At 43.4% G+C, this 16668-nt stretch carries 12 protein-coding genes; 1 reads left to right on the top strand and 11 read right to left on the bottom strand.

From position 1 onward, the window contains the following. Positions 1-363: 363 nt before the first annotated feature. The 10 genes from ADA55_RS03835 to ADA55_RS03885 form a co-directional block, all read right to left on the bottom strand. Positions 364-801, bottom strand: coding sequence for a BrxA/BrxB family bacilliredoxin (locus tag ADA55_RS03835; RefSeq protein ID WP_034308239.1), 438 nt, complete (start codon positions 799-801; stop codon positions 364-366). A 203-nt stretch (positions 802-1004) separates the two neighbouring features. Further along, positions 1005-2138, bottom strand: a complete 1134-nt coding sequence (gene meaB / locus ADA55_RS03840; protein WP_048679286.1) for a methylmalonyl Co-A mutase-associated GTPase MeaB — start codon at positions 2136-2138, stop codon at positions 1005-1007. Beyond that, positions 2138-4330, bottom strand: coding sequence for a methylmalonyl-CoA mutase (scpA, locus tag ADA55_RS03845; RefSeq protein WP_048679290.1), 2193 nt, complete (start codon positions 4328-4330; stop codon positions 2138-2140). Before scpA ends, meaB begins: the two co-directional genes overlap by 1 nt. Position 4331: 1 nt before the next feature. Beyond that, positions 4332-6233, bottom strand: coding sequence for a methylmalonyl-CoA mutase family protein (locus tag ADA55_RS03850; protein ID WP_081088664.1), 1902 nt, complete (start codon positions 6231-6233; stop codon positions 4332-4334). Between the two features lie 317 nt (positions 6234-6550). Next, positions 6551-7834: a dihydrolipoamide acetyltransferase family protein gene (locus tag ADA55_RS03855; RefSeq protein WP_048679293.1), complete on the bottom strand. Its 1284-nt coding sequence runs from the start codon at positions 7832-7834 to the stop codon at positions 6551-6553. 26 nt (positions 7835-7860) lie between these two features. Continuing rightward, complete coding sequence (locus ADA55_RS03860; RefSeq protein ID WP_048679296.1) at positions 7861-8844, bottom strand: alpha-ketoacid dehydrogenase subunit beta; 984 nt, start codon at positions 8842-8844, stop codon at positions 7861-7863. Positions 8845-8856: 12 nt separating this feature from the next. Continuing rightward, positions 8857-9852 carry a thiamine pyrophosphate-dependent dehydrogenase E1 component subunit alpha gene (locus ADA55_RS03865; RefSeq protein WP_048679300.1) on the bottom strand — a complete coding sequence of 332 codons (996 nt, stop codon included), beginning with the start codon at positions 9850-9852 and terminating at the stop codon, positions 8857-8859. Positions 9853-9876: 24 nt separating this feature from the next. After that, complete coding sequence (lpdA, locus tag ADA55_RS03870) at positions 9877-11298, bottom strand: dihydrolipoyl dehydrogenase (protein ID WP_048679304.1); 1422 nt, start codon at positions 11296-11298, stop codon at positions 9877-9879. 131 nt (positions 11299-11429) lie between these two features. After that, positions 11430-12527, bottom strand: a complete 1098-nt coding sequence (gene bcd, locus ADA55_RS03875) for a branched-chain amino acid dehydrogenase (protein WP_048679307.1) — start codon at positions 12525-12527, stop codon at positions 11430-11432. 384 nt (positions 12528-12911) lie between these two features. Beyond that, complete coding sequence (locus ADA55_RS03885) at positions 12912-14972, bottom strand: sigma-54 interaction domain-containing protein (protein ID WP_048679312.1); 2061 nt, start codon at positions 14970-14972, stop codon at positions 12912-12914. A gap of 205 nt (positions 14973-15177) precedes the next feature. Between ADA55_RS03885 and ADA55_RS03890 the strand changes: the two genes are divergently transcribed. Next, the gene (locus ADA55_RS03890) at positions 15178-15414 is read left to right on the top strand and encodes a DUF2627 domain-containing protein (protein WP_034308264.1); all 237 of its coding nucleotides are present in this window, start codon (positions 15178-15180) and stop codon (positions 15412-15414) included. A gap of 38 nt (positions 15415-15452) precedes the next feature. On the opposite strand, the gene ADA55_RS03895 is transcribed toward ADA55_RS03890, so the two are convergent. Then, positions 15453-16187, bottom strand: coding sequence for a glycerophosphodiester phosphodiesterase (locus ADA55_RS03895; RefSeq protein WP_048679315.1), 735 nt, complete (start codon positions 16185-16187; stop codon positions 15453-15455). Positions 16188-16668: the final 481 nt, after the last annotated feature.

A 16668-nucleotide genomic window follows, 5' to 3' on the forward strand; every position in this document is an offset into this window, starting at 1 on the left:
GTCGCAAATTTCTTCCATCCATTAAGGAATACTGTAAAAAAACATGAAGGATCACCTATTCTAAAACTTGGTTCGGGATGTGTCCAGCCTACAGGTTTCTAAAATTACATTTCTGTTGATTCCAGAGATCCGCTCCCTTTCCGCCGACTGTCTGCCAAGCCTCATTAAAGCAAGGGCTTAAAAGCCAATTATCCTGGAGGGTTTCGTAATCGATGCGATCCAATTATGATTTAAAGTAAAAACCACATATGAAATTCTAGTCTTGTTCTAAGATCATGGTTCGGATGAGACCATTCCGAACCTCTTTTTGTCGACAAACTAAAAACCCGCCGATTGGGCGGGTTTTTTGGTTATCGATATGGATTAAACTTCTTCGCAATATTGATCGAAGTAGTCTTGTAATTTTTCTACTACAGACATCGGGTGGTGCCCTTCAATTTCATGACGTTCTATCATGGTGATGATTTTTCCATCCTTCAGCAACGCAAATGATGGGGATGACGGCGGATATCCTTCGAAATAATCACGGGCTTTTTCCGTCGCCTCTTTATCTTGCCCAGCAAAAACGGTTACAAGCTGATCTGGGCGTTTATCATTATGGATTGCATGAGCAGCTGCAGGTCTAGCTATTCCCCCAGCACAGCCACAAACGGAGTTTACCATAACAAGTGTCGTTCCTTTTTGTGCAAATACTTCCTCTACTTCTTCGGGAGTGGTCAGTTCTGTATATCCAGCAGTCTTAATCTCATCGCGAGCCTGTTTGACTACGTCGTTCATTAAAAAATTAAAATCCATATTCATGGCATTTGCTCCTTCCAAGTTTTCTCTTCAATCCTATCATAACAATTGCCTCTTCGTGATTCAATAAATTTACCTGTTAAAACCGCATAATCCGTTCCGAACATGTTTAAAACGAAAGGGGAGCGGGAATCATGTGTGTAACAACAAGACTTACAAAAGGATGGGGCAGGCGTGGGAGATGATCCATGCCAGCCCCATCCCATTTATTTTTCATTAGACTTAAATGTTTCGGCAAAAGATTGAAAGGCCTGCTTAACAGCAGCAGTGACCGTTTTATTCCCTGACATCACTTGATTCTCGAGTATAGGGAGAAGACTCTTGACGGTTTCATTTTTATAAAACATCGTTTTAAGCTGGTGATCGATCAATGAATAAAACCATTCCCTAGATTGCATTCTTCTCCGTTCTTGAAAAACACCCGATTCCTTGGTCATATAGGAAAATTCATTCAATACATCCCAAAGTTCAGGAATTCCTTTACCGGTTATGGCGGAACAAGTATATGCCTTTCCTGCCCAACCCTTTGTGGCTGGCTGAAGGAAGTGCAGGATTCTGCTATATTCGGATTTCGTCCTTATCGCCAGGGGGAGGTTCTCGCCGTCGGCCTTATTGACAACAATTCCGTCCACAAGTTCCAGAATCCCTTTTTTCATCCCTTGCAATTCATCTCCGGCACCCGTTAGGACAAGAAGCATGAAGAAGTCGACCATACTTCGAACTATAGCTTCACTCTGACCGACCCCGACAGTTTCTATCAGTATCACATCAAATCCTGCCGCTTCACAAAGCAACATCGTTTCCCTCGTTTTGCGGTGAACCCCGCCCAGAGTTCCTTCGGATGGTGAGGGTCTTATGAAGGCATGGGGGTTTCTAGCCAGTTCCTCCATCCTAGTCTTATCGCCCAGTATACTTCCGCCATTGACCGAAGAGCTTGGATCGACGGCTAGAACGGCAACCTTATGGCCCCTGTCACATAAGTAGGTTCCGAACGTCTCGATGAAGGTACTTTTCCCGGCACCGGGCACTCCGGAAATCCCGATTCGCATTGAGTTCCCTGTATGAGGAAGGATGCTATGCAATAATTCCTGTGCATGATCCAAATGATGGGATGCATTGCTTTCAACCAATGTAATCCCTTTGGCTAGCTTGGCCCTGTCCCCTTTTATGATTCCCTCTTTAAGTTCATGGACCGGTATGTTTACATTATGTTTTTTGACGAATTTGCTTTTTGAAGGTTTGTTTTGGCTGGCTGCTAATTCCACACCTGGCTTTAATGAAGAAGCAAAACCTTCCTGATTGTTAAGATCGACCCATTCCGGCTTCTTGTCTTCACTCATTATTGGGCCACTTCCTCATATCCGAGGCGATTGTATATTTCCTGAAGCACTTTCTTTGCTGCCTGCGGAATGACCGTTCCAGGTCCAAAAATGGCTGTAGCGCCATTTTCCATAAGATAATCATAATCCTGTGCAGGGATGACGCCGCCTACGATCACTATGATGTCCTCTCGTCCCAAGTTCTTCAGTTCCGTCATAAGCTGCGGCAACAATGTTTTATGGCCGGCAGCAAGCGAACTCATTCCGACTACATGCACATCATTTTCCACGGCCTGGATGGCGGTTTCTTTCGGTGTTTGGAATAATGGACCGATATCGACATCATATCCTAAATCCGCAAACCCCGTTCCGACTACTTTAGCTCCGCGATCATGACCGTCCTGGCCCATTTTAGCCATTAACAAACGCGGTCTTCTTCCTTCATTTTCAAGGAATTCTTCCGTCATGCGGACGACTTCCTCAATTTCCGCTTCTTTTGAGTATGCCGAGCTGTATACGCCGCTGATAGAACGGATCGTTGCTTTGTGACGTCCAGTCACCTCTTCGATCGCATCGGATATTTCACCTAATGAAGCCCGTACTCTTGCTGCTTGCACAGCCAGTTCAAGAAGGTTACCCTCTCCAGTTCTGGCAGCCATTGAAAGCGCTTGAAGAGCTTCATCCACCTTTGCCTGATCACGTTTCGCTTTTAATTCGCTCAAACGCTTAAGCTGACTTTCCCGAACTGCTGTATTGTCAATCTCCAGTATTTCAATCGGATCTTCTTTTTTCAACCGATACTTATTGACGCCTACAATCGTTTCATCTTGAGAATCGATTTTAGCCTGACGCTTTGCAGCGGCTTCCTCGATCCTCATTTTTGGAAGGCCGGTTTCAATTGCCTTCGCCATTCCTCCCAGACCTTCGATTTCTTCTATGTGCGCCCAAGCCCGTTCGATCAATTCATTAGTGAGCGATTCTACATAGTAAGAACCCGCCCATGGATCGATTACTTTTGTGATCCCGGTTTCCTCCTGCAGATAGAGCTGTGTATTACGTGCAATACGTGCCGAGAAATCCGTTGGCAGGGCAATGGCCTCATCCAATGCATTAGTATGGAGCGACTGTGTATGTCCAAGTGCAGCAGCATGCGCTTCAATAAGGGTCCTTGCGACATTGTTAAACGGATCCTGCTCGGAAAGGCTCCAGCCGGAGGTTTGGGAATGAGTCCTCAATGCCATCGCTTTATTATTTTTCGGTTCGAATTGTTTCATCAGTTTTGACCAAATGAAACGAGCCGCCCGCATTTTCGCGACTTCCATGAAATAGTTCATTCCTACAGCCCAGAAGAATGACAGACGTGGTGCAAATTTATCGATATCAATGCCTGCTTTCATTCCGGTACGTGCATACTCAAGCCCATCCGCCAACGTATAGGCAAGTTCGATATCAGCCGGCGCCCCCGCTTCTTGCAGATGATAACCGGAGATGGAAATGGAATTGAACTTGGGCATATATTTGGAAGTATACTCAAAGATATCAGCTATGATTTTCATGGACATTTCAGGCGGGTAGATATACGTATTCCTAACCATGTATTCCTTTAAGATGTCATTTTGAATCGTGCCTGAAAGCTTATCCTGTGTTACGCCTTGTTCTTCAGCTGTCACGATATAAAACGCAAGGATCGGTAATACTGCACCGTTCATTGTCATTGACACGGACATCTGATCAAGCGGAATGCCGTCGAACAGGATCTTCATGTCAAGAATGGAATCAATGGCAACACCCGCCTTCCCCACATCACCGACAACGCGTGGATGATCGGAGTCATAACCGCGGTGTGTAGCTAAATCAAAAGCAACTGAGAGCCCTTTTTGCCCCATCGCCAGATTACGTCTGTAAAACGCATTGGATTCCTCAGCAGTCGAAAAACCTGCATACTGCCGTACCGTCCAAGGACGATTGACATACATCGAAGGATAGGGCCCCCTTGTAAAAGGAGCGATGCCTGGCACACTTTCCATATGTTCCAGGCCGCGAATATCTTCCTCAACATAAAGCGGTTTGATTTTTATTTGTTCATTGGTTTCAAACAGAAGATCCTCAATGTTTTTCCCAACGGCTTTTTCGACTTCCTTTTTCCATGCTTCCACTGTACCTTTCATCTCGGACTTAGCAGGATTTATAGCAGAAAAATTCGGTTTTTTCATTTCAGTTCACCCCTAGCTTCTGCAATAATTCAAGTAAAATGGATATTGCATTCGTTTTAACATGGATAAAATCTTTGACCCCGGCTTCTCTTAGTGTAATCTCCAATTCTTCTTGCTGCTTGCCGGCACTATAAATAGTGATTTCAGGGAATTGCTTTTTAATTTCTTTAATGATGACTGGCGCTAATTCCGAATAGTCACCATCACTGCCGCAAAGACAATAGATTGGGAGCTTGGTCGCAGCTACATAATCGATTGCTTCCTCAACGGTTTGACATCCCTTACTGCCGATTGTTTCGATACCACCTGCTGCCGCAAGACTTTGAACGAAATCTGCACGAGGTTTATAGGATTTGAGATTTTTCAAATTAATTAAACCGATAGTTGGAGCCGTTCCGCTTATTCCTTTAAACTTTTCACTGCGTAGTCTTATCTGTTCGAACTGACTGGATACCCGTTCCAATTCAAGTGGGGTAATGCCAAACGGCTTCGAAACTTTCATATATGACACCTGTTTATCCTTTGTCGTGGTTTTAATTTTATCAGCGGGATTCGGATATACATTCGTTCCGATGATACTTTCTTTTCTGAAAGCCGCATTTTGAACTCTTCCTTGGAAAACTTCAGCTATTTCTTTCTGAAGGGTACCTTGTTTAATTAGCTCCAGAATCCCTCCAGCTGCATCGATTTCAAGGAATTTTGCCCAAGCCTTTTCAGCCAATTCATCCGTTAATTGCTCAACATACCATGAACCGCCAGCAGGATCGACAACTGTTGTAATATTTGTTTCTTCTTTTAAAATCAAGTGAGTATTACGGGCAATTCTTTCTGAAAACTCATCGGTTTTACCTGTTGCGTGTGTAAATGGATGGATTTGAAGATATTGAATGCCTCCGATAGCTGCTGCAAAAGCTTGGTTCGTGGTCCGAAGAATATTGACGTGCTGATCATATAGCGTTTCTGTCAACTCGGAAGTTACGGCATGTATCGTCATTTTAAAATGGTCCGATGCTGTATCGAAAGCTTCTGCAAGACCTGCCCAAAGCCTTCTGGCAGCCCTCAGTTTAGCGATGGACATGAAGTAATTTGAATCCACTGCAAACGAGAATACTATTTTTTCAGAAACCGCAGCAATAGAAAGCCCTTGCTTTTGCCCTTCCAATAGATATTGGACGGCTGCCGATAATCCGTAAGCTATTTCTTGTACGGCATTGGCTCCTCCATTATGGTAGACTGCCGTATTAATCAAAACTGTTTTTAAGTCACTGCCTACCTTCTGATAATCCTGGATCGTCTTCAGCCATTCTGCAAAATAGTTATCCGTATCTTCTGGCAGCTGACCGCAAATGAGCCATTCTGCAATTGGATCTTCAGCAATGACGCCTGTCAATTGGGTATTTTGTGCTTCGGCAACAGCTTTGAATTGAGGGAATAATTCTTTTTGTTTCCCCTTAAGGTCAATGAAAACCGGCATTTCTTTTAATGGTATTTCCTTAAACAATGTTTCAGCCCTTGCTCCCTCGGAAAGCAATCTTGCAGGGTATGCCACGACATTTTGACCGCGCTTGAATGCAGCCCTCATCTTTTCATTTGCTTCTTCAGCCGTGATACCGCTTACAGGTTGAACGACAAGCCAAGGTTTGTCATGATATCCCGTTGGGGACGTTCCTCGGGTGAAAGGGAAAAATCCTGGCAATTCAGCTACTTTTTCCGTTGATTCCGCCTTTTCTGTATAGAGTGGACATAAAGCGATGCCCTCATATGTATTCGTTTTAAGCTTTTCTACACTTTTCCCTTTTAAACTTGCTTCCGCAGCTTCTTTCCACTCTTCATAAGAAGGCTTAGGAAAGGTTATGTTTTTTACATCTTTCAGTTCCATCTGTAATCGCTTTCTTATCCTCATACGCCCTTTTCCTTCATTGGGAGAACGAACGCTCAGTCAGTTTTGGATAAGAAAACCACCCTCCCGTCAATTTGATTTGGATTATACTAACATTCTACCATAATTTTCTTGAAGTTTAAGACAATAGAAATTAGCAAACCTGTTATTAGGGAAACCACTAGCCTATTTTGCCTCTTCAAATCAAGTACAGCCCCTGACCTGTATTAGAACAGCTCTTAATAAAATAATAGCAAAAATAAAATTTTTGTCGATGTTTTTCTACGGAAAAGCGAAGTGCAAAAAAAAGGAAGGACCTTCCGGCCTTCCTTTTCTTCATTTTAGTATATGGGAGTGTTGTCTTTGGAAATCTTTTCGATGATTTCTTTAACCCTCGCGAGGAATCGTCCGCATACCAGTCCGTCCAAAACACGATGATCAAGTGATAAACAGAGATTCACCATATCTCGTACTGCAATCATGTCATTAATGACCACTGGACGTTTTACAATCGTTTCAACCTGTAAAATGGCTGCCTGTGGATAATTGATGATTCCCATGGACTGGACAGAACCGAATGAGCCAGTGTTATTAACAGTGAACGTACCACCTTGCATATCCTCTGCTTTTAACTTACCTGACTTCACTTTGGATGCAAGTTCCTGTATTTCCCTTGCTATACCTTTGATTGATTTTTCATCTGCATTTTTAATGACCGGAACAAATAGGGCATCTTCAGTTGCAACGGCTATCGATATATTGATTTCTTTCTTTTGTACGATTTTTTCGCCGGCCCACATCGAATTCAGTTCTGGAAATTCCGTAAGGGCTTGAGCAACCGCTTTTACGAAAAAGGCAAAGTACGTTAAATTATAGCCTTCTTTTTGTTTAAAATCGGATTTTAGATTATCACGCAACTTCACCATATTACTGGCGTCAACTTCCACCATCGTCCAAGCATGCGGAATTTCGTGCTTACTTTTCAACATATTGGACGCAATTGCCTTACGGATGCCGGTTACCGGTATTTCCTTGTCACCAAACGCAGTCGGCATGTTTGTTACTGGACTAGTTTGACGATTGACTTGAGGGGCGATCACTTCAGGAGCGGCATCGGAAATTGCGGAAGGCTCATCCGCCTTAGGAAGATTCCCTGATTCAACAAGTTTCAGTAAATCTTTACGGGTGATCCGTCCCTCATTCCCCGTTCCTTTAACTTTTGATAGATCGATTCCATGCTCCTGGGAAAGTTTTAACACAGCTGGCGAATAGCGAGCTTTCCTTGATGGTTCTGCCGCTTGCTGCACATCTCTTGTAACAGGTGCATCAACTTTTTCCTCACTATGAGAAACTTGCCCGGCATTTTCGTTATCCGTCTTTGCCGTTTCAACTTCAATCGAGCAAATGACTTCCCCGACTGCCAATGTTTGATTCTCATCCGCTTTCAATTCCTTGATGATGCCGGTGAAGGAAGAAGGAACCTCAGCATTTACTTTATCCGTCATCACTTCAGCTAGCGGGTCGTATTTCGTGACATGATCCCCAGGCTTCACAAGCCATTTACTGATGGTTCCCTCCGTGACACTTTCGCCTAGTTGGGGCATCTTCATTAATTCCATAGCCATAATTCATTCCTCCTTCTTAACAGTCATTAATACTCGGCCAATTCCCTCATTGCTTTTTCCACTTTATCGGGATTCACCATGAATTGTTTTTCCATCGTAGGCGCATAAGGCATGGCAGGTACATCCGGGCCGGCCAATCGTTTTACAGGGGCATCCAAATCAAAAAGGCAATGCTCGGCAATTATGGCTGCGACCTCACTCATGATGCTTCCTTCTTTATTATCTTCCGTAACAAGTAATACTTTCCCTGTTTTAGAAGCCGCTTCTATGATAGCATCCTTATCCAAAGGATAGACGGTACGCAAGTCAAGAACATGTGCAGAAATTCCATCTGCAGCTAATTTTTCGGCTGCCTGAAGGGCAAAATGCACACAAAGGCCATAGGAGATGACAGTAATGTCTTCCCCTTCCCTTTTCACATCCGCCTTACCGATGGGAAGTACATAATCTTCAGTAGGCACCTCACCCTTGATCAAGCGGTACGCGCGTTTATGTTCAAAGAAAAGCACTGGGTCTTCGTCGCGAATGGCAGCTTTAAGTAAACCCTTTACATCATAAGGAGTGGAAGGCATCACAATTTTCAAGCCCGGCTGATTGGCAAAGATCGCTTCAACCGATTGCGAATGATAAAGAGCTCCATGAATCCCCCCTCCATATGGAGCACGGATTACCATAGGACAGCTCCAGTCATTATTGGAACGGTATCTGATTTTGGCTGCCTCTGAAACGATTTGGTTAATGGCAGGCATGATGAAATCAGCGAATTGCATCTCAGCTATCGGCCGAAGCCCATACATGGCGGCTCCAATCCCAACTCCTGCGATTGCAGATTCAGCGAGCGGGGTATCGATGACCCTCTCTTCACCGAATTGGTCGTATAAACCATTAGTGGCTTTAAAGACCCCGCCTTTTTTTCCTACATCCTCACCCAATACGAATACACGGGAATCACGTTCCATCTCTTCCCTCATTGCCATTGTCACGGCATCTATATATGAAATCACTGGCATTCTATTACCCCCTTACTTTTGTGCATACACATGATTCATAGCACTTTCAGCCTTCGGATATGGAGCATTTTCAGCATAATCGGTTGCTTCGTTGACTATCTTCATTACTTCATCATTCATTTGTTTCTCAAGGTCATCATCCATGATTCCCACTTCTTTTAAATAGGCTCCAAATGTCATTATGGAATCCTTCGTTTTGGCTTCGGCCACTTCGTCCGCCGTCCGGTAGCTTCGGTCATCATCATCACTTGAATGTGGTGTGAGCCTGTATGAGACGGTTTCTACCAGTGTAGGGCCTTCTCCCCTTCGTGCACGGTCAGCCGCTTCTTTCACCGCAGCATACACTTCCAATGGGTCATTGCCATCCACCGTTATTCCAGGCATCCCATATCCAATCGCCCTGTCGGAAACATTTTCACACGATAGCTGTTTCTCAATAGGAACGGAAATCGCATATTTATTATTTTCACACATGAAAATGACCGGTAGCTTATGCACACCTGCAAAGTTGGCCCCTTCATGAAAATCGCCCTGATTGGATGAACCTTCCCCAAACGTTACGAATGTTACCAAATCCTTACCTTCCATCTTCCCTGCAAGGGCAATTCCGACAGCATGCGGGACCTGTGTCGTTACAGGCGATGAACCAGTGACGATCCTATTTTTCTTTTGACCAAAATGACCAGGCATTTGGCGCCCGCCAGAATTGGGATCTTCCTCTTTCGCGAAGCCTGAAAGCATCAAGTCTTTTGCGGTCATTCCAAAGGTAAGCACAACACCTACATCCCGATAATAAGGCAGTACATAATCCTTTTGCCGATCAAGCGCAAACGCAGCCCCAACCTGAGCAGCTTCTTGCCCCTGGCAGGAAATCACGAAGGGAATTTTCCCGGATCGGTTTAAAAGCCACATGCGCTCATCAATTCTGCGGGACAAAAGCATTGTCCGGTACATATCTAAAACCGTTTCCTCATTTAAGCCTAATTGTTCATGACGTTTTTCTACCATCATAAAACCTCCTGACCTTATTCTTTATGAATGAATGGCACGTCCATCGACAGCAAGGGCCGCCTCTCCGATTGCTTCGGAAAGACTTGGGTGCGGATGAATTGTCTTGCCTATTTCCCAAGGTGTCGCATCAAGCACTTTTGCGAGTCCAGCTTCTGAAATCATATCCGTAACATGTGGTCCGATCATATGAACGCCCAGTATATCATCCGTTTTCTTATCGGCGATGATTTTGACAAAACCATCCGCTTCCCCGAAAACAAGGGCCTTACCAACTGCACGGAATGGGAATTTCCCTATTTTAAGGTCATAGCCTTCCTTATTTGCCTGATCTTCCGTCAAACCGACACTTGCAGCCTCAGGGCTTGAATATACACATTTTGAAATGAGCGAATAATCCAGCGGTTCCGGTTTTTTGCCTGCAATATGTTCAACGGCCGTAATACCTTCATGGGAGGCAACGTGTGCCAATTGCAGACCGCCGATACAGTCACCGATCGCATAGATATGTGATTCCTTCGTTTGGAAAAAGTCATTGGTTTCAATTAAACCTTTTTCTTTCACAATCTCCGTATTTTCAAGGCCGATCCCTTCAACATTTGCCGATCTGCCTACGGAAACCAGCATTTTTTCAGCTGTGAATTCCTCTACCGAACCTTTGACTTCAGCAGAAATGGATACTGAATCATCCGTTTTCAGGGTTTCAGGCAATACCTTGGCACCTGTAACGAATTTGACGCCTTTTTTCGTCAGGAGACGAAGCATTTCACTGGAAATATCATGGTCTTCTGTCGGGATGATTCTATCTGCATATTCCAGTACTGTCACTTCCACACCAAAATCATTGAGCATCGAAGCCCATTCAATGCCGATAACTCCACCGCCTACAATAATCATCGATTTTGGCAGGCTCTCAAGCTTTAGAGCTTCATCCGATGTAAGCACCAATTCCCCATCAATCGCTAAACCGGGCAGTGTCTTCGGACGCGATCCGGTGGCAATGATGACATTCTGGGGGATGAGCATTTCATTTTCAGTGCCATCATTCATTTCCACGGAAATTGTCCCAGGCATCGGTGAAAATATAGAAGGACCAAGTATACGCCCTAACCCTTCATAAACCGTTATCTTTCCCTGTTTCATCAAGTGCTGAACTCCTTTATAGAGTTGATCGACCACTTTATTCTTTCTTTCCTGCACTTTAAGGAAATCTACCTTTACATCCCCGGTAACAATACCGAATTCCTCACTTTTCACTGCAGTCTGATAAACTTCCGCACTCCTTAAAAGTGCTTTCGAAGGGATACAGCCATTATGTAGACACGTTCCGCCGAGCTTGCCTTTCTCCACGACAGCCGTTTTCAATCCTAATTGAGCAGCCCTTATTGCCGCCACATACCCGCCTGTTCCTCCTCCGAGGATAACGAGGTCAAATTCTTCAGCCAAAACCACTCCTCCTCACAAATACATACATTTTGTCACCATTTTTACTTGCCCTATGTTTATTACGTTATCCATGTTGAAAATTCCTGTGTTTATTTAAAAAAACACAGGAATCTAATCTTGTAAAATTACATTCATTTTCTTCCATTCAGGATATGTTTTTCATTTTGCAGGAATTGGCTCCTTGAATTCCTCATGCGAGCAATTCGCTCCTCTGCCATCCTATCCGCCGCTTTATAAGTTGGGATTTGATCACGTTTTGCAATCTCGATGACTCTTTCAATTGTATCATAAACCGTTTCCACTTTCTTAAGGGCCCTTTCCCGATTATACCCTAAAAGCTCATCGGCCACGTTTATGACTCCCCCTGCATTAATTACATAATCAGGAGCATATATAATCCCTTTTTCATGAATTTGATCGCCATGAACAGTTTCCTTTAATTGATTATTCGCAGCACCTGCAATGACCTTCGCCCTGATTTGATTGATTGTTTGATCATTTATGACAGCCCCTAATGCACAAGGTGCATAGATATCACATTCGACTCCATAAATTTCATCTGGATTCACTGCAGTCGCCCCAAAGGATTCAACCGCACGGGCCACGCTTTCTTTATTGATATCCGTAACGATAAGCTTGGCGCCCTCCTCATGAAGATGACGGCATAAGTTATAAGAAACATTCCCGACGCCTTGGACTGCAACCACCTTGCCTTCTAAGGAATCAGTACCGAATGCCTCTTTTGCAGCAGCCTTCATACCGCGGTATACCCCATATGCCGTTACTGGGGAAGGGTTACCCGAAGAACCGAATGCCGGGGAAATCCCCGTGACAAAATCCGTCTCCTCATGAATGAGATCCATATCCTCAACCGTTGTACCTACATCTTCAGCTGTTATATAACGGCCATTCAGCCCTTGGATATACCTTCCGAATGCACGGAACATTTCTTCATTTTTATCCTTACGCGGATCGCCGATGATGACGGTTTTCCCCCCGCCCAAATTCAAGCCGGCAGCGGCATTCTTATATGTCATTCCTCTCGAAAGCCTTAAGGCATCTTCTATGGCATCTTCTTCAGATGCATACGTCCACATCCTTGTGCCTCCAAGCGCAGGCCCTAATGTTGTATCATGAATGGCAATAATCGCTTTCAAACCCGATTGTTTATCCTGACAGAATAGCAGTTGCTCGTAATCATACTTCTCAAGATATTTAAAAATTTCCATAAAGGAATCCTCCCTAGATGTTTAATACATGTCAGATATGAGACTACTGAATTTCTCCTCATTCTTACTTGTTCCTACGTTAGTTTTAAATAAAAATCCGCTACTCACATGATATTTTCCCCATGGGGAATGGTTCCCATGGGGAATGGTTCCCTTGAAAAACCCATGCACCTTTAAATATGCAAATAACATGCCAATAAAATACATAATCAGCCTCTTTTTATCCAAAAAAAGGACATGCTGGTTAATATGTTGGGCAACTATAGCCTATAACAAATTCAAAAAAATTTCATGTCAGAAGTGGAGTCTCGCTTAAATTAAAATAAATCAGAAAATTCCACGCATTATTTTTCATAGTGCGCAAATGATTGCATGCAAAATTTTTCACAGTTTTAGTTTTTCCATTTTATAATATAGATTTCTAACTGAAATCCCCAGCGCTTTTGCCGTAAGTGTTTTATTTCCCTTGTGGGTGTGGAACGCTTGCTGAATGATTTCGGCTTCATACTGGTCTATTATCTCCGAGAGCGGTTTCCCCGATACGTAGCCAGAAGGCTTCATTAATAATTTCTCTTGTTGTTTTAATGGAATCTCTTCGATAAAATCCGGAATATGATGGATATCAATGATTGTCTCGTTCAATTTCATGAAAATGATTGCCCGTCCTAAGATATTTTCCAGTTCCCTTACATTTCCCGGCCAGTTGTAGATTTGCATCTTATGTATAGCTGCTGCTGTAATTCCCTCTATGCTCCGTCCATACTCCTGATTGATTTTATTAATCAAATGCTCCGCCAATTCTCTCAAATCTTCTTTTCTCTTTCTTAATGGAGCAATGAAAATAGGCATGCGGTTCAGCCTGAAATATAAGTCTTCCCTGAATGAACCGTTTGCGATGGCCTGTTCAAGATTGATATTCGTAGCGGCTATGACCCGGACATTGATGGGGATCGGCTTCGTCCCCCCCACTCTGACGATTTCCTTTTCTTGTAAAACCCGCAGTAATTTAGCTTGAATGTTGGCTGGCAATTCACCAATTTCGTCCAAAAAGATACTCCCTTGATTTGCCTCTTCAAAAAAACCGACCTTTCCGCCCCTGCTTGCCCCGGTAAAGGCTCCTTCATCATAACCGAATAGTTCACTTTCAAGTAATGATTCCGAGATGGCCGCACAATTTACCCGAACGAATTTATTGAACTTCCTATCGCTCGCATTATGGATGGCATGTGCAAATAACTCTTTGCCCGTCCCTGATTCCCCTCTTAATAAGACAGTAGCTGGTGTTCTTGCCGATAATTTCGCCTGTTCAATGGGAAGCTTCATCTCTTCGGAAGCCCCAATTATATCATCAAAGGAATATTTAGCCTGCAATGTCCGGATGATCTGTCTTGCCCGATTAAGTTCGTGGGTCAAGGCTTGAATTTCCGATACATCATGAATGACGCCAACACTTCCTTTCAGGCACCCATCCACAATGATTGGAGCAACATTCACGATCACTTCCTTGTGTTTTGGGCCGACACGCATATTGACACCACGAACAGGTTTTTTTGTCTGAAGCACTTTCATATGCATACTTTCGCCTTCGTAAATATCGATGGAAGCCGGCTTACCGATCACTTGGGTCTTTGTTAAGCCAGTGATTCTTGTATATGCAGGATTGATCAAAAGCCCCCTTCCTTGATCATCCACAACAGATATAGCTTCATCACTGGATTGAATGATTGCCTGGAGCATTGTCTGTATTTCTTTTAAATCAGTGATCTGCTCCGCCAATCGCACAGCTTCCATTTTATTCCTGAACACAGCAAAAGCCCCTATGATTTCCTTATCGGCATTCACGAGAGGTATCCTTGTCGTTATGAGTTCCATCCCATTGCCAAGGGTGATTTCCTGATTCACTTCTTTTTGGTTCGTTTGCATCACTCGCAGCAATCCTGTTGATGGGATGAAATCTTTGATATGTCTCCCAATCACATCCTCGCGCTTTGTGTCTGATGCACGTTCCGCACTATCATTGAACATGATGATGAATCCTTCATGGTCAATCACCACCATCCCTTCACTGGTCGTATTAAGGATTAAATCCATTTTTGCGGAGGTATTCTCCAATTTACTTATTAAACGATTTTTCTCTTCAAACAATTTAGTCATAATGAGGGCGACACTTCCAGGAATGAGAATCGTTTGTTCGCCCATGTCCCTTTTTATCTTTTTATAGACAGACGGGTCACCGGTCGTATCAAATATGATGTCCAAATCCCACTCCAATCGCATGCTCCAATTAGTCACAGTAGGAATCTTTCGTTCCTTCGCAGCAAGCATCCCTTCAGCGGATTCATTCGTATCAGCCATACAAACAATGGAGAACACTTCACTTTCCGATAGGAGTTTCAACACGGTCGTCCCTCCCACTCCTCCCCCTACTATCATGACCTTTTGCATCAGCCATCCCCCTTAAGAAATAATTACCCCTTTAAATAGATCATTCCCTGCAATTTTTTTCATACTCCACACCATTTTACCATATCGGCCCCCTTTAAAAACAGCCGCCAACTCCCAGTCATTATCTAGATTCCCGTTACTTGACAAATAATTTATATCCTTTATCATTTTTTAAAGACGGAATTTTCGGAAGGGATTTGACTGCATGAAACGTTTAATCGCTTTTTTGATTCTTTTTATCCCCGGTGCCTTTGCTGCCTATGGCATAAAAATAATGAGGGACATGGTGTTCGGTATTTTACAGCCTCCCTATCCATTCCTTTGGCTGCAATTTTTAATAGGACTGCTCATTACGATAGGCGGAATAGCCTTTATCGCCGGCTTCGTCCTACATCGAGATCGAAAACAAAATAAGGTCCAGAGCAGGTTCAATAAATTTTAAACGCAAAAAGAAGGTGCCTCTTATGGCACCTTCTTTCTTTATCTTGACTCCAAACCTTCTCTGACCCGTACCGCTGCTTCGGGGAAATCGGTTATGATGCCGCTGCACCCCAATTTGAATAACCGCTTCATCTCGGTTTCTTCATTAATGGTATAGGGCCTTACAGGAATACCCATACTAACCGATGATTGAATGAGTTCATCAGGGGCAGCCCGGATATTTGGGTGAATTGCACTTCCGCCTATTGCCTTTGCATATATCCACGGCATATACAGGCCATCCCTATATAGCGGTGCCGTTTCCAATTCAGGTGCCAATCGATGGCAATTGACCAAACTGTAATGATTGAAAGAAGAAAGGATTATCCTTTCCTCCATTTCGTAGGTACGGATGAGCCGGATAACTTTCTCTTCTAAGCCTGGATACAAAAAAACCGTATTTTTCAATTCAATATTGCAAAAAAGCTGATTATCATTAAGCCAAATAAACAGTTCTTCAAGTGTGGGAATCTTTTGTTTGCCAAAATTACCCTTATGGGTTGTGGACGCATTAAGGGTTTTCAACTCCTTTAAGGTCCGGTCTTTTACATACCCCGAGGCATTCGTGGTCCGATCGAGCTTTTCATCATGGATGATGACCACTTCTCCATCTTTCGAGAGCTGGACATCCGTTTCAATTCCGTCCGCACCGACACGGGCAGCTTCCTTGAACGCCGACATCGTATTTTCCGGATGAGTTCCTGCAGAGCCTCGATGTGCAAAGATTAAGGTCATGATGAAACGCCGCCTCTCTCAAAAATTGTTATACACCGATTTTATGAACAGTAACAGCAAATTATTTTCATCTAGATCAATTCTACAATCAAAACGCAGGTGATTATTTTCTGCATAGAAGGTTCCTTTCCTCAAATCACTCCACTTCATTTCCAAGCTTTTGATTTGCAAGCGGATATCCGGAAATCGTAATTGCCCTTTTGGTTCAAGCATATCCATGTTTGACTTCCGTTTTTCGTCCTTGAGACATACCCTCTCGAATTGATTTCTTGTTTGTTCATACAGATTCTTTTAAATCTAAAACATATTTTGTTTTCCCAATTCCTCAATCAGCGTCTATAAATAAAGAAATTCCACCAAAAAATATCATAAATTTAGTTTTAAAATATCCGTTCCAATAGGTACAAAAAAAGATTGTCCAAAATGGACAACCTCAGACTGTAGACAAACTCGATGAAAATCGAGTTTGTCTATTTTTATG

Source organism: Bacillus sp. 220_BSPC (assembly GCF_001054655.1).
Lineage (GTDB): Bacteria > Bacillota > Bacilli > Bacillales > DSM-1321 > Peribacillus > Peribacillus frigoritolerans.

Excerpts from the sequence above, each read along its gene's own strand:
- ADA55_RS03855 (WP_048679293.1), bottom strand. The coding sequence starts at position 7,834 with ATGGCTATGGAATTAATGAAGATGCCCCAACTAGGCGAAAGTGTCACG.
- meaB (WP_048679286.1), bottom strand. The coding sequence starts at position 2,138 with ATGAGTGAAGACAAGAAGCCGGAATGGGTCGATCTTAACAATCAGGAA.
- ADA55_RS03850 (WP_081088664.1), bottom strand. The coding sequence starts at position 6,233 with ATGAGGATAAGAAAGCGATTACAGATGGAACTGAAAGATGTAAAAAAC.
- bcd (WP_048679307.1), bottom strand. The coding sequence starts at position 12,527 with ATGGAAATTTTTAAATATCTTGAGAAGTATGATTACGAGCAACTGCTA.
- ADA55_RS03835 (WP_034308239.1), bottom strand. The coding sequence starts at position 801 with ATGAATATGGATTTTAATTTTTTAATGAACGACGTAGTCAAACAGGCT.
- scpA (WP_048679290.1), bottom strand. The coding sequence starts at position 4,330 with ATGAAAAAACCGAATTTTTCTGCTATAAATCCTGCTAAGTCCGAGATG.
- ADA55_RS03885 (WP_048679312.1), bottom strand. The coding sequence starts at position 14,972 with ATGCAAAAGGTCATGATAGTAGGGGGAGGAGTGGGAGGGACGACCGTG.
- ADA55_RS03865 (WP_048679300.1), bottom strand. The coding sequence starts at position 9,852 with ATGGTAGAAAAACGTCATGAACAATTAGGCTTAAATGAGGAAACGGTT.
- ADA55_RS03860 (WP_048679296.1), bottom strand. The coding sequence starts at position 8,844 with ATGCCAGTGATTTCATATATAGATGCCGTGACAATGGCAATGAGGGAA.
- ADA55_RS03890 (WP_034308264.1), top strand. The coding sequence starts at position 15,178 with ATGAAACGTTTAATCGCTTTTTTGATTCTTTTTATCCCCGGTGCCTTT.
- ADA55_RS03895 (WP_048679315.1), bottom strand. The coding sequence starts at position 16,187 with ATGACCTTAATCTTTGCACATCGAGGCTCTGCAGGAACTCATCCGGAA.